The organism is Methylobacterium sp. 1A (genome assembly GCF_058072805.1).
The window spans coordinates 176,220-192,632 of sequence record NZ_JBYQVE010000002.1 but is presented as its reverse complement, the minus strand read 5'-3'; the positions used below and the strand labels follow the sequence as shown (position 1 = coordinate 192,632).

Annotated in this window: 14 protein-coding genes and 1 tRNA gene; 6 read left to right on the top strand and 9 right to left on the bottom strand. The window is 72.2% G+C overall.

Going from position 1 to position 16,413, the window contains the following annotated elements; genetic code table 11:
• Positions 1-12: 12 nt before the first annotated feature.
• Positions 13-89 (bottom strand) — tRNA-Pro (locus ACX9MN_RS20865).
• A 358-nt stretch (positions 90-447) separates the two neighbouring features.
• Here ACX9MN_RS20865 and ACX9MN_RS20860 point away from each other — a divergent pair.
• From ACX9MN_RS20860 to ACX9MN_RS20845, 4 genes are all read left to right on the top strand, one after another.
• Entirely contained in the window at positions 448-1,386 is a 939-nt protein-coding gene (locus ACX9MN_RS20860) for an SMP-30/gluconolactonase/LRE family protein (RefSeq protein WP_056531771.1), read from the top strand.
• A 115-nt stretch (positions 1,387-1,501) separates the two neighbouring features.
• Entirely contained in the window at positions 1,502-2,209 is a 708-nt protein-coding gene (locus ACX9MN_RS20855; RefSeq protein ID WP_091925368.1) for a glutathione S-transferase N-terminal domain-containing protein, read from the top strand.
• Between the two features lie 7 nt (positions 2,210-2,216).
• The gene (locus tag ACX9MN_RS20850) at positions 2,217-2,792 is read left to right on the top strand and encodes an NUDIX domain-containing protein (protein WP_082558041.1); all 576 of its coding nucleotides are present in this window, start codon (positions 2,217-2,219) and stop codon (positions 2,790-2,792) included.
• Positions 2,789-3,685 carry an inositol monophosphatase family protein gene (locus ACX9MN_RS20845; RefSeq protein ID WP_447698420.1) on the top strand — a complete coding sequence of 299 codons (897 nt, stop codon included), beginning with the start codon at positions 2,789-2,791 and terminating at the stop codon, positions 3,683-3,685. Before ACX9MN_RS20850 ends, ACX9MN_RS20845 begins: the two co-directional genes overlap by 4 nt.
• A gap of 94 nt (positions 3,686-3,779) precedes the next feature.
• Here ACX9MN_RS20845 and ACX9MN_RS20840 read toward each other — a convergent pair whose 3' ends face one another.
• From ACX9MN_RS20840 to clpB, 4 genes are all read right to left on the bottom strand, one after another.
• The gene (locus ACX9MN_RS20840; RefSeq protein WP_489725316.1) at positions 3,780-5,729 is read right to left on the bottom strand and encodes a DUF4139 domain-containing protein; all 1,950 of its coding nucleotides are present in this window, start codon (positions 5,727-5,729) and stop codon (positions 3,780-3,782) included.
• Between the two features lie 248 nt (positions 5,730-5,977).
• Positions 5,978-6,439 carry a hypothetical protein gene (locus ACX9MN_RS20835; RefSeq protein ID WP_482958446.1) on the bottom strand — a complete coding sequence of 154 codons (462 nt, stop codon included), beginning with the start codon at positions 6,437-6,439 and terminating at the stop codon, positions 5,978-5,980.
• 334 nt (positions 6,440-6,773) lie between these two features.
• On the bottom strand, positions 6,774-7,223 hold the full coding sequence (locus tag ACX9MN_RS20830) for a hypothetical protein (protein ID WP_489725315.1): 450 nt from the start codon (positions 7,221-7,223) through the stop codon (positions 6,774-6,776).
• A 182-nt stretch (positions 7,224-7,405) separates the two neighbouring features.
• On the bottom strand, positions 7,406-10,030 hold the full coding sequence (clpB, locus tag ACX9MN_RS20825; protein ID WP_056531783.1) for an ATP-dependent chaperone ClpB: 2,625 nt from the start codon (positions 10,028-10,030) through the stop codon (positions 7,406-7,408).
• Positions 10,031-10,228: 198 nt separating this feature from the next.
• On the opposite strand from clpB, the gene ACX9MN_RS20820 reads away from it, so the two are divergent.
• The gene (locus ACX9MN_RS20820; protein WP_489725314.1) at positions 10,229-10,999 is read left to right on the top strand and encodes an MOSC domain-containing protein; all 771 of its coding nucleotides are present in this window, start codon (positions 10,229-10,231) and stop codon (positions 10,997-10,999) included.
• A 144-nt stretch (positions 11,000-11,143) separates the two neighbouring features.
• Here ACX9MN_RS20820 and ACX9MN_RS20815 read toward each other — a convergent pair whose 3' ends face one another.
• On the bottom strand, positions 11,144-11,734 hold the full coding sequence (locus ACX9MN_RS20815; RefSeq protein WP_489725313.1) for a c-type cytochrome: 591 nt from the start codon (positions 11,732-11,734) through the stop codon (positions 11,144-11,146).
• Positions 11,734-13,008: a PQQ-dependent sugar dehydrogenase gene (locus ACX9MN_RS20810; RefSeq protein WP_187299647.1), complete on the bottom strand. Its 1,275-nt coding sequence runs from the start codon at positions 13,006-13,008 to the stop codon at positions 11,734-11,736. The genes ACX9MN_RS20815 and ACX9MN_RS20810 overlap by 1 nt, the downstream gene beginning before the upstream one ends.
• A 316-nt stretch (positions 13,009-13,324) precedes the next feature.
• On the opposite strand from ACX9MN_RS20810, the gene ACX9MN_RS20805 reads away from it, so the two are divergent.
• Positions 13,325-13,978, top strand: a complete 654-nt coding sequence (locus ACX9MN_RS20805) for a protein-L-isoaspartate O-methyltransferase family protein (protein ID WP_489725312.1) — start codon at positions 13,325-13,327, stop codon at positions 13,976-13,978.
• A gap of 68 nt (positions 13,979-14,046) precedes the next feature.
• Here ACX9MN_RS20805 and ACX9MN_RS20800 read toward each other — a convergent pair whose 3' ends face one another.
• Together ACX9MN_RS20800 and ACX9MN_RS20795 are read right to left on the bottom strand one after the other, a co-directional pair.
• Entirely contained in the window at positions 14,047-15,513 is a 1,467-nt protein-coding gene (locus ACX9MN_RS20800) for a flavin-containing monooxygenase (protein ID WP_489725311.1), read from the bottom strand.
• The gene (locus ACX9MN_RS20795; RefSeq protein WP_489725310.1) at positions 15,510-16,412 is read right to left on the bottom strand and encodes an alpha/beta hydrolase; all 903 of its coding nucleotides are present in this window, start codon (positions 16,410-16,412) and stop codon (positions 15,510-15,512) included. The genes ACX9MN_RS20800 and ACX9MN_RS20795 overlap by 4 nt, the downstream gene beginning before the upstream one ends.
• Position 16,413 lies beyond the last annotated feature (1 nt).

The following is a 16,413-nucleotide window of genomic DNA, read 5'->3' as shown; positions in this document are numbered from 1 at the left end:
CTCCTGATCGAATGGTCGGGGCGATAGGATTCGAACCTACGACCCCCTGGTCCCAAACCAGGTGCGCTACCAGACTGCGCCACACCCCGACTGCCACACGGCCTCAATGCCGTAGCGGTTCCGCCGTTCCCCCGCAAGGCGCGGCGCGGTGCGCGCCGACGCTTCCGGGATCGGCCCTTCGCGGCGGCCTGGCCGTCGCGTACCACTTGTCAGACAAATCAGGGCGCGGTAGCGTTCGGGCTGGGACGAGGACCGGGCCGCCCCGCTGTCGAACCGGCGCCTGCCATCACTGGGGGGTGGAGGATGGTGCGCCCGGATCGACGTGCCGGGCGGTTCCGGCCCTCGTCGCCGCAGCGTCGCCGCGGTGCTGCGCCTGCGTCCGCGCGGCGGGCCTTGCCGGCCCGCGCCGGAACGGTGACGATCGCCGCGAGTGACAGGGACCTGCCCGTGTGGACACCGAGCCCGCGCTACCCGGACCCGGCGGTCGAGATTCTCGACGCCGCCTTCGCCCGCTACCGGGTGTTCAACGCGGCGGTCGAGCGCCTCGCGACCGGCTTCCGCTGGTGCGAGGGGCCGGTCTGGTTCGGCGACGGACGCTACCTGCTCTGGAGCGACATCCCCAACGACCGCATCCTGCGCTGGGACGAGGAGAGCGGGGCGGTCGGCCTCTACCGGCGGCCGTCGGGCTTCGCCAACGGCAACACCCGCGACCGGCAGGGGCGGCTCGTCACCTGCGAGCACGGCGGCCGTCGGGTCACCCGGACCGAGCATGACGGCGCGATCACCGTCCTGGCGGACGCGTTCGAGGGCCGCCGGCTCAACTCGCCCAACGACGTGGTGACCGCGGCCGACGGCGCGGTCTGGTTCACCGACCCACCCTTCGGGATCGGCGGGTTCTACGAAGGCGTGCGCGCCGAGCCCGAACTGCCGCAGAACGTCTACCGGCTCGACCCGGTCACCGGTGCGCTGGAGGCCGTGGCCACCGACCTCGCCGGCCCCAACGGCCTGTGCTTCTCCCCCGACGGCCGCGTGCTCTACCTCGTGGAATCGCGCGGGCAGCCGACCCGGCGGATCGTCGCCTACGACGTGGTCGCCGGCCGCACGCTCCGCGACCGGCGGGTCCTGATCGATGCCGGGCCGGGCACGCCGGACGGGCTGCGCTGCGACGTCGACGGCAATCTCTGGTGCGGGTGGGGCATGGGCGACGACGCCCTGGACGGCGTCATGGTGTTCAACCCCGACGGCCGGCCGATCGGCCGCATCCGGCTGCCGGAGCGCTGCGCCAATCTCTGCTTCGGCGGCCGGCACCGCAACCGCCTGTTCATGGCGGCGAGCCAGTCGCTCTACGCCGTCCACGTCGACGTCCAGGGCTGCGCCGGCGGGTGAGGCCCGGATGCCCAGCCCTGCATGCGCCGCCGGCGTCGTCGCCGGCACCATGCTTGACCGGAGCGGCGCGCCGACCCACTTCCCGTCCGCCGGGGGCATAGCGGGACACCAGCCGATGATCGAACTCCATTACTGGCCGACGCCGAACGGCCATAAGATCACGATGTTTCTCGAAGAAGCGGGCGTTCCTTACCGCATTCATCCCGTCAATATTGGCAAGGGTGAGCAGTTCAACCCGGATTTCCTCAAGATCGCGCCCAACAATAGGATGCCGGCGATCGTCGACGACGAGCCGGCGGGCGGCGGCGCGCCGGTCACGCTGTTCGAGTCGGGGGCGATCCTGCTCTACCTCGCCGAGAAGACCGGGCGCTTCATCCCGGGTGACCCGCGCGGCCGGGCCGAGGTGCTGCAATGGCTGTTCTGGCAGATGGGCGGCCTCGGCCCGATGCTCGGCCAGAACCACCACTTCTCGCAGTACGCGCCCGAGAAGATCGACTACGCGATCAAGCGCTACGTCAACGAGACCAACCGGCTCTACGGCGTCCTCGACCGGCGGCTGGCCGACCGCGCCTTCGTCGCCGGGCCGGACTACTCCATCGCCGACATGGCCTGCTATCCCTGGATCGTGCCGTGGGAGAAGCAGGGGCAGAACCTCGACGAGCACCCGAACCTCAAGCGCTGGTTCACGGCGATCGCCGAGCGGCCCGCCACCAAGGCGGCCTATGCCCGCGCCCCGGAGGTCAATCCCGATTTCGGCAAGACCATGAGCGAGGATGCCAAGAAGGTGATGTTCGGCCAGACCGCCGCCAGCACCAAGCGCTGACCGGATCATGGTCGAGATCCCGCCCGCCCTGCCGCTGCAGGTGATCCACCGCGGCTGGAACACCTTCGGCATCGCCACGCTGACGCTGCAGGACGGCAGCACCGTGCGGCGGGCGCTGGAGGACCACGGGCAGGCGGCCTGCGTGCTGCCCTACGATCCCGAGCGGCGCGTGGCGCTGCTCGTCCGTCAGGCGCGGGTCGGGCCCGCCTTCTGGGGTGAGTCGGCCGAGTTCGACGAAGCCCCGGCGGGCGGCCTCGACGGGGGCGCCCCCGAGGCGACGGCGATCCGGGAGGCGATGGAGGAGGCGGGCGTCCGGCTGACCCGGCTGGAGCCGGTCGCCCACGCCTACAGCATGCCGAGCGTGTCCTCGGAGCGCCTCTGGCTCTACCTGGCGCCCTACGCCGCGGCCGACCGGGTCGGCCCCGGCGGGGGCCTGCACGCGGAGGGCGAGCAGGTGGTGGCCGTGGAGATGCCGCTGGCCGCGCTGGCGGAACAGGCCCGGGCCGGCCGCCTGCCCGATCTCAAGACCCTGGTTCTCGTCCAGGCCCTGATGCTCCGAAGCCCCGAACTGTTCGCCGCATGACCCTCTCGCCCACCGCACCCGCGCCGGATGTCCTCGCGGCGATGCTCGCCTTCGCCGAGGAGGCGGCCCCGCTGGCCCTCGCCATGCGGGCGGGAGGCCTCGCGATGAGCAACAAGGGTCCGGATCTCGGCCAGGCGCTGACCGAGGCCGACCTCGCCGTCAGCCGGTTGATGCACGCGCGGTTCGGCCCCGACCTGATCGAGGAGGAGACCGCCGAGGATCTCGGACAGGCGGTGGCCCGGGCGCTGCTCGCCCGCGACGCCTGGACCTTCGTGGGCGACCCGATCGACGGGACCCGGCCCTTCGCGGGCGGCCTGTCGGGCTGGGGCGTGATGGTGGCGGCCTGCCGCGGTGGCTGGCCCCGGGCCTGCGTCATGAGCCTGCCGGCCTGGAACGAGGACCGCTCCGCACCGGCCGGGGGCGTACCGGCGGAAGCCACGGAGGGTCTCCTGCTGGCGGCGAGCGAGGGCCGCGCCTACTGGGCCCCGACCCGCGGCGGCCGCACGACGACGGCGCTGCGCCCGCTCGAGCGCCCGGAGCGCCGGACCGGCCATGTCGGCTGGCTGTCGGTGACGGCGCAGCGCTACACCCTGGATTACGGCCGCGGCTGGTTCCCCTGGAGCGAGGGCGGGGCGATCTCGGACGCCGCGCTCCTGGCCACCGGGCGCCTCGACGCGACCCTGAGCAACAACCGATTGTGGGACCTGGGCCCGATCCTCCCGCTGTTCGAGGCGCTGGGCTTCCGCCTGTTCCACTGGCCCGATCTCGGGGATCCGCCGGCAGACTTCGTGGACCTGTTCGACGCCGAGCTGTCGGCCCACGACGACCTCTGGCTGGTGTGCCGGGATCGCGCGCAGGCCGCCGATCTGGCGTCGGCCATCCGCCCCGCCTAGGACAGGGCCCTGCCGGGCCGCGTCCGGGTCGCGTCCGGGCCGGGATGGCCGTCGATCGGGCGGTCCCGGATCGCGCGGGGATCCGGGACCGCTCTCAGAGCGCCGCGATCAGCGACCGGATCCGCGCCTGCGACGCCCTGAGCCCGTCCTCGGCCTGGGTCCGGGCGGCATCGAGCTTCGCCAGCTCGTCCTCCTGGGCACCCATGCGGCTGAGATAGCGGCGCGCCAGCTCGCTGTCCTTCGGAACGGCGCCGAGATTGCTGCGGATGCGCTCCTGCTCCGCCTGCACCTTCGCCGCGCGCTCGCCGATCTCCTCGACGGTCCGGGTCGCCGCGGCGACCTCGGCGCGGGCCTGGGAGAGGGTCTTGAGCTTGCCGCCCAGCTCCGGGTCGGTCGCCAGGGAGGCCCACCGGACGAGCAGCGCCTCGTCGGCGTCGACGAGGTCGTAGGCGTCGATCCGGACGCGCTCGAGCACGGCCCGGGTCTCGGCCGTCCCGCCGGCGGGAACCGCGACCTTGAGGCGATAGGCCGTGGGGGTCTCGCTGTCGCGAGCGGACGCGGTGAGGGTCCAGCCATCCCGTCGGGGATGCTCGATGATCACGGAGCGGGCGGCGTCCGGCGCACCCTTGATCGTGTAGGTCGTGACCTCCCGGGCGATCACCGTCGCGCGCGCCACGCCGTCGACCACGGTGATCTTGGTCAGGGCGTCGCTCGGCGCGGTCTCCGCCTGGACGGCGACCTTGCGGTCGAGGGCGAAGCTGGCGAGCCGCTGCTCGCCGACGGGCGTCGCGGGCAGGCGGGCGTCCCCCAGGTAGCCGGCCTTGCGGTCGTAGAGGGTGATGAGGCCCGCCGGCAGGGTCGCGCCGGCGCTGTTGCGGATCCGGAGGGCCGCGATCGGGTGAACCCCCTGGCCTGGCTTCCAGAGGGCGACCCGCTCGGCCTCGATCTCGGTATCGAGGAACGGCACCGACAGCGTGCCGCCGGCGCGCAGATCGACCGGATGCGGCAGCGTGAAGTTCGCCGCGACATCCCCCTCGCTGGCGGCGGCGCCCGCGGTGGCGGCCGCGGCGTCGTAGCTCGGTTCCGCGGCCTCCATGCGGCTGTCGCGGGTGTCCATCCGCGCCATCGGGGCCGGAAGGGGCGCGGCGGCGGGGGCCGGGGCGCGCAGGCGCGCGACCGACTTCGACGCGACCGTGCCCGGGTCGAGGTCCGGCATGCCGACATCCTCGACCATTACCGGCGCCTCCGGTCTCTTGCGCCAGTAGCGCTTGTGCAGGCGCTGGAGGAGCGCCACCGGCGACCCGGACGAGAGGGTGACGTCGACGCCCGTCCAGTCGGCGCCCAGCGCGTTCTCGATGATGGCCCAGGCCTGCAGGTTCGCGCGGCCGCCGCCGCCATCGACGATGCGGTAGCTCGTCTTCCAGACGGGCGCGGCGACGACGTAGGTCAACCGGACCTCGCGCTGGCCCTGCCCGGAGACGGCGATCTCGACCCGGTGGGCGTCGCCGACCTTGGTCTTCCCGGCCGCCGCGATCGCCTCGGCGATCTTGGCCGCCATGGCCGGGTCGAGGATCGTCACGGAGGCGCCGTCCTCGATCGGCACGGATTCGAGCGTGCCGGTCGCGGTCAGGACGGTCAGGATCGAGACGTCGCCGGTCTCAGTCCCGGCATTCCGCTCGGACACGCCGAGCACCCGCCCTTCGAGCGTGCGCCCGCCGCTCTGGACCCGGATCGGGACGCCCTGCAGCTTGCCCACGAGGCGGGTCGGCGCGGACAGGTCGTCCGCGGTGAACGGCATCGTCCGCAGGGTCTCGTCGGCCTGATCCACCCCGTCCAGGCGCAGGGCGCCGACGGTTCCGACGGGATCGCGCACGACGAGGCTCTTGAGGATGTCGTCGACCTGCTCGGGCCGGACGCTGAGCCCGATCGTCCCGTCGCCGTCGACGGCATGGACCAGGGTCACTTCGGCCAGGCCACCGCTCGACAAGGTCACCGCGCGGATGCCGTCGGGCGCTGCCATCAGGGGCGATGCGGCTGCAATCATGGACACGAGGACTCCGGCTAAGGTCAGATGCGATCGGATCAATTCGTCTGGCTCCAGTCAGGGCGCGCCCGCCGCACGCGGTCCCACCCTGGCCGACCGGGCGCCGTCCGGCAAAGGCTTCGTGACGCGCGCGGGCGTGAACCGATCGCGGGGGCCCCTCCCGTGCTGTCCGCGCCGGGGCGCGGCGCCGATGCGGCGGGATGGGAACGGCGGCGCGATGGGGGAAGGCTGCGGTCCGCGGATGCACCCTACCGTGTCCGGCCGAATGTCCTGCCGTTCCAGACGGCGATCGCACCGCACGGATCCTGCCCGGATCGTCCGCACGTCGCCCCGGTCATATCGACGATGACCGCCGGGCGGCCTCCCACCGTGCGGAATCGGAGGTCGTGGGCGACGGCGTCGAAGGCGTCCACGAACCCGTCCGTCGTCGAGGCGAAGACCTGCATCTCGCAGCCCGCGGTGCCGCACGCGGCGGACTCGTCATCGCCGCATTGGACGGCCGCGAAATCCAGGATGAAGTCCGGTACAGCGTCGCCGTTCACGTCCTGGCGGGTGATGAAGCCCGGCTTGAGCGTGGCCGGCTCGGACCCGCAGGACGCCTCGGCCCGCGCGGCCGCCGCCGCGACCGGCGGCGGGAGATCGTCCGCCGCGGCGGTGAGCGGGACGGCGAGCGGGAGGGCGAGAGCCAGGGCGGCGAGGGCGCGACGCATGCGGCCAGGATCCTCAGGCCCGTCCGCCCTGTCCAGCGCACTAGCTCATCGCGGCCCCGATGGAGGCTACGCCCCGGGCCTTCCTTCGACCCAGGCGCGCAGCGCGTTCGCGCCGTCCGGACGGATGGTGACCGCGACGCTGTGGGCACGGTCGACAGCGGGAATGAGGGCGCCGCTCGACAGGGCGACGTCACCGGCGAGGGCGCCGAAGCCGTATCGGACATCCGCGCATCCAGCGAGGGTGGGCGACCGGTCCTGTGCTCTCCCGGCGCTTCCCCGAGCGTCGACCCGGGGAGCGACCGCCTGCCTGCGGCGCCGGAGAGCCAGACAACCTCTACTCGGCGCAGGCGAAGCGCGTCCCGTCCCACAGGAAGGTCGTGCGGCCCGGCCCCCTCCGGACCGAGCCGCAATTCCATCCCTCGTCGTTCGCCGAAGCCGCCGGCCGGCCATTCAGCGCGCGAAACCGGAGGTCGTGCGCGTAGATGTCCAGCACCAGGACGAAGCCGTTCTTCGAGGATGCGAGGACGATCTTCGGGCATCCCATGAGGCCGCACTGGGAGACTTCTTCGTCGCCGCATCGGAGGCCGCCGACGTTGAGGATGAAGTCCGGTACCCCGTCACCGTTCACGTCCTGCCGGTCGATGACGAACGGATCGATCCTCGCCGGCGCGGATCCGCAGGTGGCCTCGACTTCGGCGATGGCCGCGGCCACCGGCGGCGGGAGATCGTCCGCCGCTGCGGCGAGCGGCACGGCGACGAGAAGGGCGGCGACGGCAGGGCGCATGGCGCCAGGATTCGGGCGCCCGTCCGCCCTGTCCAGCGCACTAGCTCATCCCGGCCTCGACGGTCGGTGCCGCGCGCCCGTCCTCCCGCGGGGGCCGCCTCGTGAGGGCCCGTGTCCGAGAGGCGCGACGGACCGGGCGGCGCACCGAGTGCCGGTGCGCCGCCCCTCGACCGTCCGGCCGATCAGTTCAGCGTCGCGTTGACCGGGCGGCGCTCGGCCCCGACCGTCACGTCGCCGATCATCAGGCCCATCGGCCCGAGGCGGACCGGCACCGTCTCGCCGTCGTGGACCTTGCCGGAGAGCACCAGCTCGGCCAGCGGATCCTGGACGTTCTTCTGGATCACCCGCTTCAGCGGCCGCGCCCCGTAGGCCGGGTCGTACCCCTTGTCGGCGAGCCAGTTCTTGGCCTCCTCGTCGACCTCCAGGGTGATCTTGCGATCGTCCAAGAGCTTCTGCAGGCGCCCGAGCTGGATCTCGACGATCGCACCCATCTCCGACCGCGCGAGGCGGTGGAACAGGATGATCTCGTCGACCCGGTTCAGGAATTCCGGCCGGAAGTGCCCCCGCACCACGCCCATCACCTCCTCGCGGACCGCGTCGGTGTCCTGGCCCGCGGGCTGGTTCACCAGATACTCGGCCCCGAGATTCGAGGTCATGATCAGCAGCGTGTTGCGGAAGTCGACCGTCCGCCCCTGGCCGTCGGTGAGCCGCCCGTCGTCGAGAACCTGCAGCAGGACGTTGAACACGTCCGGGTGCGCCTTCTCGACCTCGTCGAACAGCACGACCTGGTAAGGCCGGCGCCGCACGGCCTCGGTGAGGGCGCCGCCCTCCTCGTAGCCGACATAGCCCGGAGGCGCGCCGATCAGCCGGGCGACCGCGTGCTTCTCCATGTACTCGGACATGTCGATGCGCACGAGCGCCGTGTCGTCGTCGAACAGGAAGCCGGCCAGAGCCTTGGTCAGCTCGGTCTTGCCGACGCCCGTCGGGCCCAGGAACATGAACGAGCCGATCGGCCGGTTCGGATCCTGAAGCCCGGCGCGGGCGCGCCGGACCGCGGTCGAGACCGCCTCCACCGCCTCGCGCTGGCCGACGACGCGCTTGGACAGCGCCTCCTCCATGGCCAGGAGCTTCTCCCGCTCGCCCTCCAGCATCTTGTCGACCGGCACGCCGGTCCAGCGGGAGACGACCCCGGCGACGTGGGCGGGCGTGACCGCCTCCTCCATCATCGCGTCGCGGCCGTTCTCGGCCTTCGCCTCGATCTCGGCGAGTTGCTTCTCCAGGCCCGGGATCACCCCGTAGGCGAGCTCGCCGGCGCGCTGGTACTGGCCCTGGCGCTGCGCAGCGGCCAGGTCGTTGCGGGCCTCGTCGAGCTTCTTCTTGAGGCCTGCGGCCGTGCCGAGCTTGTCCTTCTCGGCCTTCCACCGGGCGGTGATCGCCGCCGAGCGCTCCTCCAGGTCGCCGAGTTCCTTCTCCAGCCGGACCAGCCGGTCGCGGGAGGCGGAATCGGTCTCCTTCTTCAGCGCCTCGCCCTCGATCTTCAGCCGGACGATCTCGCGGTCGATGTTGTCGAGCTCCTCGGGCTTCGAATCGACCTGCATGCGCAGGCGCGAGCCGGCCTCGTCGACGAGGTCGATCGCCTTGTCGGGCAGGAACCGGTCGGTGATGTAGCGGTTCGACAGTGTCGCAGCCGCGACCAGGGCCGAATCCTGGATGCGCACGCCGTGGTGCTGCTCGTACTTCTCCTTCAGGCCGCGCAGGATCGAGACCGTGTCCTCCACGGTCGGCTCCGACACGAAGACCGGCTGGAAGCGCCGGGCGAGCGCCGCGTCCTTCTCGACGTGCTTGCGGTACTCGTCGAGCGTGGTCGCGCCGACGCAGTGCAGCTCGCCGCGGGCGAGGGCGGGCTTCAGGAGGTTGGAGGCGTCCATGGCCCCGTCCGCCTTCCCGGCGCCGACCAGCGTGTGCATCTCATCGATGAACAGGATGATGCCGCCCTCGGCCGCCGTGACCTCGGAGAGCACACCTTTAAGCCGCTCCTCGAACTCGCCGCGATACTTCGCGCCGGCGATCAGCGCGCCCATGTCGAGGGCGAGCAGGCTCTTGTCCCGCAGGGACTCGGGCACGTCGCCGTTGACGATGCGCAGGGCCAGCCCCTCGACGATCGCGGTCTTACCAACGCCGGGCTCGCCGATGAGGACCGGGTTGTTCTTGGTGCGCCGGGACAGGACCTGGATGGTCCGCCGGATCTCCTCGTCGCGGCCGATCACCGGGTCGAGCTTGCCATCCCGGGCGGCCTCGGTGAGGTCGCGGGCGTACTTCTTCAGCGCGTCGTAGGCGTTCTCGGCCGAGGCGTTGTCGGCGGTGCGACCCTTGCGCAGCGCGTTGATCGCGGCGTTGAGCGAGGCCGGGGTGACGCCCGCCGCCTGGAGCGCGCGGCCAGCCTCGGAATCCTTCTCCACCGCGAGGGCGAGGAGCAGCCTCTCCACCGTCACGTAGGAATCGCCCGCCTTCTCGGCGGCCTTCTCGGCGGTGTCGAACAGGCGCATCAGCTCGCGCGTCGCCTGCGGGGCGGCCGCGTTGCCGGAGACCTTCGGCTGCTTTGCGAGCCACTGCTCGGTCTGTGCGAGCGCCACGCGCGACTGGCCGCCCGCGCGGTCGATCAGGCCGGCGCAGAGGCCCTCCGGATCGTCGAGCAGCACCTTGAGCAGGTGGCCCGGCTGAAGCTGGGGATGTCCCTCGCGCATCGCGAGGTTCTGAGCCGCCTGCACGAAGCCGCGGGCGCGCTCGGTGTACTTCTCGAAGTTCATGCACAACCCTCCCGTACCGGCATCCGCCGCCCGATGAGAGGCGCGGCGCCACCGAAACGTCGCCCTCCGGCTATCCGCCGCGTGAGGGCCCCGGCGCCGTGGTGGCCGCCGGTAGACCCGATGTGGTGTTGCAATTGAGCACCACAAGGGGCGGCGAAGCCCTTGCGCGCCGGATCATTTCAGGGCCACGCTCCGCGCATGACCGCATTGATTCATGTCAGCGCCCTGTATCGCTACCCGGTGAAGGGCCTGAGCCCCGAACCCGTCGAGCGGGCGGAGCTCGAGACCAGCGGCCACTTCCCGGGCGACCGGCTCTACGCCATCGAGAACGGTCCGTCGGACTTCAACGCGGTTGCGCCCCGCCACCAGCCCAAGACCAAGTACCTGATGCTCATGCGCGACGAGGCGCTCGCCCGCCTGCGCACCCGCTACGACGATGCCACGGCGACGCTGACCGTGGAGGGGTACGGCGACCCGCAGGCCTTCCGGCTCGACACCGCGGCGGGTCGCGAGGGCCTCGCGGAGCTGATGCGGCGCTACGTCCCCGAGAGCCTCCGGGGCGAGCCGAAGGTCCTCGCCGCGCCGCCGCAGTACCGGTTCACCGACTCCCCAACCGGCTACGTGTCGCTCATCAACCGGGCGAGCGTGGCCGCGGTGGAGGACTACCTCGGCGCGCCCGTGGACCCGCTGCGCTTCCGCGGCAACCTGCTGGTCGAGGGGCTCGAACCCTTCGCCGAGCTCGAGATGGTCGGGCAGGTGGTCGAGGCGCCGAGCGGGCTGCGGCTCAAGATCACCAAGCGGACGGTGCGATGCGCGGCGACCAACGTCGACCCGGTCAGCGGCGTGCGCGACTGCGACATCCCCTGGACCCTCGACGCGCGCCTCGGGCACCGCGACCTCGGCGTCTACGCGGAGGTGATCGCCGGCGGGCCGCTGGCGCGGGGCGACGCGCTGCGCGTGGTGGGGTGACGCGCGACGGGTGATCCCAGCGCTGCCGTCGTTGCGAGAGCAGCGAAGCGAGCCAGGCAGCGCCACGCTGACAAGCCGCGCGCCGCCCTGGGTCACTTCGCTGCGCTCGTGATGACGGGTGGACGCGGTCCGATGGACGTCGTGTCAGAGCCGCGACACGTAGGCCGCGAGATCCTTGATGTCCGCCTCGCTCAGGCCCTGCGCGACCTCGTTCATGGCGGGATCGTAGCCGGGCCGGGCGTTCGACTTGTAGCCGGCGAGCGCCTTGGCGAGATACTCCTCCCGCTGCGCCCGGATCCGCGGGATCGCGTCCCGGCCCGCGAGGTCCGGCCCGTGGCAGGAATTGCACTGGTGCTTCGCCACTAGCGCCTGCGCGCGCTCCGTCAGGGCCGCGTCGGCCGGCGGCTCGGAGCGGTCGGGCGGCGGCAGCGTCGCCACCGCGTCGGCGTAGGCGCGCAGGTCGTCGTCGGAAAAGCCGGCCGCGACCTCGTTCATCGGCGGCGCCTCCCGCTGCTTCTCCCGGAACTGGAAGAGCTGCGTGACCACGTAGTCCGGGAGCTGACCGCCGAGCGAGGGCACACCCTCCGTCGCCGACGTGCCGGCCCCGTGGCAGCCGATGCAGGGGGCGAGGCGCTCCTGCATCGCCGCGTCCGGGGCGGCGAGCGCTGCGCCCGCCAGCAGCAGCCCGCCGAGGGCGGGGACCAGCCCGCCGGCTGCCCGGGTGGGGCGGCGCATCACCGGCCGTAGCTGACGCGGTAGATCGCGCCGTTGTAATCGTCGGAGACGAGCAGCGATCCGTCCTTGGCGACCAGCACGTCGACGGGCCGGCCGACATACTTGTTGTCCTGGAGGAAGCCGGTCAGGAACGGCTCAACCGCGGCGGTCTTGCCGTCCGGTCCGGGCTTGGCCACGACCACGTCGCCGCCGAGCTTGGTGGTGCGGTTCCACGAGCCGTGCCGGGCGACGAACATCGCGTCGCGGTAAGCCTCCGGGAACTGCGTGCCGGTGTAGAACCGCAAGCCGAGGGAGGCCGTGTGCGGGCCGAGGAGCGCCGCCGGCGCGGTGAATTCCGAGCAGGCATGGCCCCAGCCGTATTCCGGATCCGTGAACGTGCCCTGGTGGCAGTACGGATAGCCGAAATGCTGCTTGCCCGGCTCCGTGAGCACGTTCAGCTCGTCGTTCGGGATGTCCTCGGAGACCCAGTCGCGGCCGTTATCGGTGAACCAGAGCTGCTTGGTCTTCGGGTTCCAGTCGAACCCGACGGTGTTGCGCACGCCGCGGGCGACCACTTCGGCGTTCTTGCCGTCGAGGTCCATGCGCCGGATCTGCGCGTGCGTGTCCGGCGGCATCACGATGTTGCCCGGCGCGCCGACCGGGACGTAGAGCTTGTTGTCCGGGCCGATGGCGATGAACTTCCAGCCGTGGGCCTCGTCCTTCGGCAGGTCGTCGTAGACCAGGGTCGGCTTCGCCGCACCGTCGAGGTGGTTGGCGATGTCATCGTAGCGCCAGATCTTCGAGAGTTCGGCCACGTAGAGGGCACCGTCGTGGTACGCGACGCCGTTCGGCCGGTGCAGGCCCGTCGCGATGGTCTTCACCGCGCGCTTCCCGTCACCGTCCGGGTTCGGCAGCACCGCGTAGACCTTCCCCACCGTCCGGGTGCCCACGTACAGCGTGCCGTCCGGCGCCTGGGTCATCTCGCGGGCGTTGGCGAGGCCGCTGGCGTAGACCTCGATCTTGAAACCCTCCGGGACCTTCAGCTTGTCGAGCGGCAGCTTGGCGGCCGCGGTCGCCAGCGGCGGTCCGGCCACCGGCGCGAGCTTGGCCGCGGCGCCGCCCTCGGGCCGGCCGTAGAGCGCCGAGCCGCGATCGACCTGGACGCTGGGCGGCGGGGCGGCGGTCGCGGGCGTCTCCTGCGCGACGACCGGGCCGGATCCCATCAGGCCGAGACTGAGTCCGGCGAGGGCGGCGGCGAGGCCGCGGGTCAGGATCGGCTGGTTGATCGGCGTCATGATGTCTCCCGGTGGCGGCGGCCTCGCGGACCGCCCGCTCGCTCTGCACTCTTTATTCAACGGTCCGCCGGGGAGTGCGACCGGCCCGGGCGGCAGGGAGGCGACACTCCGCGGCCGCCGTAACGTCGGCCGGGATTCGGTGCGCCGCCGCGTCCTCCGGGGCCATCTTCGGCTGTCGCGTCGGCTCACCTTGCGTTTTGGGCAATGATCTCCGAAAACGCCCCCGTCCGGGAAGCTTAGGCTTGGCCGGGGCTGCCGGCCGTCCGCTGGAGCCCGGCCGACGCGGCGTTCCGATCCGGTTCGAGGACACGTATCGATGATCGATTACGCGCAGGCGCGGCGGATGATGGTCGACTGCCAGTTGCGGACCTTCGACGTGAACGACAACACGGTGCTCGACGCGTTCGACACCGTGCCGCGCGAGGCCTTCGTGCCGAAGGGCCGCGAGCCCTTCGCGTATATCGACCAGACCCTGAACCTCGGCGAGGCCGGCGGCGAAACTCGCTGCATGCCGGCCCCGATGGTCGTGGCCCGGATGATCCAGGCCCTGCGGGTCCGGCCGGGCGTCGCCGCCCTCGACGTCGCCACCGGTTACGGCTACGCCGCCGCCGTCATGGCGGAGCTCGGCGCGCGGATCACGGCGCTGGAATCGGTGCCCGATCTCGCCGCGGCGGCGCGCACCCGGCTCGGCGCCTCCGCCCAGGTGATCGAAGGCCCGATCGCCGACGGCGCGCCCAAGCAGGGCCCCTTCGACGTCATCCTGATCAACGGCCGGGTCGAGGTCCGGCCGCAGGCGCTGCTGAACCAGCTCAAGGACGACGGTCGCCTGGTCTGCGTGTTCGGTCCGCACCGCAACGCCAAGGTCACGCTCTTCGTGCGTGCCGGCGACGCGTTCGGCGCTCGGCCGCTGTTCGACGCGTCGCTGCCCGGTCTCGAGGCCTTCGCGGCGGAGGCGGGCTTCGCGTTCTGACAGCGCGCGCCGGATCGCGTCCGCACCCGTCGGCGCGGGCGGACCCGTGACGGCGCCGCAGGCCCCGATCAGCCGAGCCTGTAATCCCCCAGCCGGGCCCGGCGGGCGCTCCGGCGATAGGCCATCACCGAGTCGGGCCAGAGGGTGTTGTTGCGCCCGGTCGCGTCGAGGTACCAGCTGTGGCAACCGCCGGCCTGCCAGATGCTGTCGGCCATGCGGCTGTGGATCCGGTCCACGAACCGGGCCTGGGCCTCCGGCCGGACCTCGATGGTCTGCCTCCCGCGGCGCAGCGCCTTCAGGCAGTCGAGAACGTGCTGCACTTGGATCTCGATCATCGAGATGACCGAGTTGTGGCCCAGCCCGGTATTGGGCCCGAGCAGCATGAAGAAATTGGGGAATCCCGCGACCGTGATGCCCTGGTAGGCGCCCACGCCGCCGGACCAGGCCTCGGTCAGGCTCCGGCCGTCGCGGCCGACGAGGTGCATCCGCGCGAAGGTCGCGGCCACATCGAAGCCCGTGGCGTAGACGATCACGTCGAGGTCGTGATGCCGCCCGGCCTCGGTGATCACGCCGGTCTCGGTGATCCGGGCGATGCCGTCCGTCTCCAGGGTGACGTTCGGACGCTGGAGCGCGGGGTAGTACTCGTCGGAGATCAGCACCCGCTTGCAGCCGAGGCGGTAATTCGGCGTCAGCTTCGCCCGCAGGGCCTTGTCGGGGACCGCCTTGGCGAGATGGTGCCGCGCCAGGGACTCGGCTTGGCCGGTGAGCTTCGAGACCTTGGTGAAGCCGAGCAGCGCCCGCACTTCGTGCAGCCAGAACAGCCGCGCCCGCTCGAGCCGCCGGCTGAGCGGCAGGCGCCGGTAGCGCTCCCGGGCCCGCTCCGCGATGGCGTGGTCGTTCTTGGGCATGATCCAGGGCGGGGTGCGCTGGAACAGCGTCAGGTGCGACGCGACGGCGGCGAGTTCCGGCACCACCTGGATCGCGCTGGCGCCGGTGCCGATCACCCCGACTCGCTTGCCGGCCAGCGCCACGGAGTGGTCCCAGGCCGCCGTGTGGAAGGCGGGGCCGGCGAACCCGTCGCGGCCGGGGATATCCGGGTAGGCCGGATGGTGGAGCCCGCCCATGCCCGCGACGATCGCGCGCGCCGTGATCGGTCCCCGGTCGGTCTCCACGTGCCACAGGGCGCGCGCCGCGTCCCAGGTGGCGCCGGTGAAGCTCGTCCCGAGCTGGATCAGGGGCGTCAGGCCGTTCCGCTCGGCGGTGTCCCGGAGATAGGCCAGGATCTCCGGCTGCGGCGCGTACATCCGGCTCCAGTCGGCCTTCGGGGCGAAGGACAGCGAGTAGAGGTGCGAGGGGATATCGCAGGCCGCCCCCGGGTAGGTGTTGTCGTGCCACGTGCCGCCGATGCCGTCGGCCTTCTCGATCACCCGCAGCGGGGCGATGCCCGCCTGCCGGCAGCGGATCGCCATCGCGAGCCCCGAGAATCCGGCGCCGACGATCAGGACGGCCAGGGTCTCGTCCGCGGGCTCGGTCATCGCAGGGTGCTCCCGGACGGGGCGTGCGGCGCGTGCGCCGTCAGGAAGGCCGCGGCCTCGTCGAGGGAGGTCCGCGCCTCCGGCAGCATGCTGGCGGCGAACTGCCAGGCGTGGGACACGACCGGAAACAGCTTGAGCTCCGTCTCGACGCCGGCCCTGCGGGCCCGCTCCGCCATGCGCACGGAATCGTCGCGCAGGACCTCGCGGGCGCCGACATGGAACAGCAGCGGCGGGAAGCCGGTCGGGTCGCCGTAGAGTGGCGAGACCCGCGGATCGGCCGGATCGGCGGCGCCCAGATACATCGGCCGGATCGCCGCGAGCGCCTGCGGGTCGAACATGGCGTCGCGCCACGCATTGGTCACCCGTGATCCGTCCTCGGACATGAAGTCCGTGGCCGGCGAGAACAGGGCCGCCGCCCAGGGCATCGGCAGGCCGCGGGCGCGGGCCTCGCCCATCAGCACGAGGGCGAGATTGCCGCCGGCCGACTCGCCAGCCACGCAGGCGGCGCCCTCGGCGCTGAACGCCGCCCAGACGGCGGTCACGTCGTCGACCGCCGCGGGGAAAGGGTGCTCGGGGGCGAGGCGGTACTCGGGCGCGAAGATCGTGAAGCCCCGGTTCGCCAGCGCGCCGGTGACGGGACGGTGCGTACGGGGCGAGCAGGCGATGAAGCCGCCGCCGTGGATGTAGAGCATCCGCCGGCCGGGGCCCGCTTTCGGCCGGACCCACTCGCCCTTGACCCCGCCGACGATGCCCGGCTCGTAGGTGACGCCCTTGGGGTCGGGGAAGGTCGGCGCCTCGAAGATCCGGCGGAACGCGGCCGCGTCCCGCGCCCGGGACAGGGGCCCTCGGACCCGGCTGCGGACCATGTAGGCCCCGAGATACGCGCGCAGGCTCGCCATC

Excerpts from the sequence above, each read along its gene's own strand:
- ACX9MN_RS20855 (WP_091925368.1), top strand. The coding sequence starts at position 1,502 with ATGATCGAACTCCATTACTGGCCGACGCCGAACGGCCATAAGATCACG.
- ACX9MN_RS20850 (WP_082558041.1), top strand. The coding sequence starts at position 2,217 with ATGGTCGAGATCCCGCCCGCCCTGCCGCTGCAGGTGATCCACCGCGGC.
- ACX9MN_RS20845 (WP_447698420.1), top strand. The coding sequence starts at position 2,789 with ATGACCCTCTCGCCCACCGCACCCGCGCCGGATGTCCTCGCGGCGATG.
- ACX9MN_RS20840 (WP_489725316.1), bottom strand. The coding sequence starts at position 5,729 with ATGATTGCAGCCGCATCGCCCCTGATGGCAGCGCCCGACGGCATCCGC.
- ACX9MN_RS20835 (WP_482958446.1), bottom strand. The coding sequence starts at position 6,439 with ATGCGTCGCGCCCTCGCCGCCCTGGCTCTCGCCCTCCCGCTCGCCGTC.
- ACX9MN_RS20830 (WP_489725315.1), bottom strand. The coding sequence starts at position 7,223 with ATGCGCCCTGCCGTCGCCGCCCTTCTCGTCGCCGTGCCGCTCGCCGCA.
- clpB (WP_056531783.1), bottom strand. The coding sequence starts at position 10,030 with ATGAACTTCGAGAAGTACACCGAGCGCGCCCGCGGCTTCGTGCAGGCG.
- ACX9MN_RS20820 (WP_489725314.1), top strand. The coding sequence starts at position 10,229 with ATGACCGCATTGATTCATGTCAGCGCCCTGTATCGCTACCCGGTGAAG.
- ACX9MN_RS20815 (WP_489725313.1), bottom strand. The coding sequence starts at position 11,734 with ATGCGCCGCCCCACCCGGGCAGCCGGCGGGCTGGTCCCCGCCCTCGGC.
- ACX9MN_RS20810 (WP_187299647.1), bottom strand. The coding sequence starts at position 13,008 with ATGACGCCGATCAACCAGCCGATCCTGACCCGCGGCCTCGCCGCCGCC.
- ACX9MN_RS20805 (WP_489725312.1), top strand. The coding sequence starts at position 13,325 with ATGATCGATTACGCGCAGGCGCGGCGGATGATGGTCGACTGCCAGTTG.
- ACX9MN_RS20800 (WP_489725311.1), bottom strand. The coding sequence starts at position 15,513 with ATGACCGAGCCCGCGGACGAGACCCTGGCCGTCCTGATCGTCGGCGCC.
- ACX9MN_RS20795 (WP_489725310.1), bottom strand. The coding sequence starts at position 16,412 with ATGGCGAGCCTGCGCGCGTATCTCGGGGCCTACATGGTCCGCAGCCGG.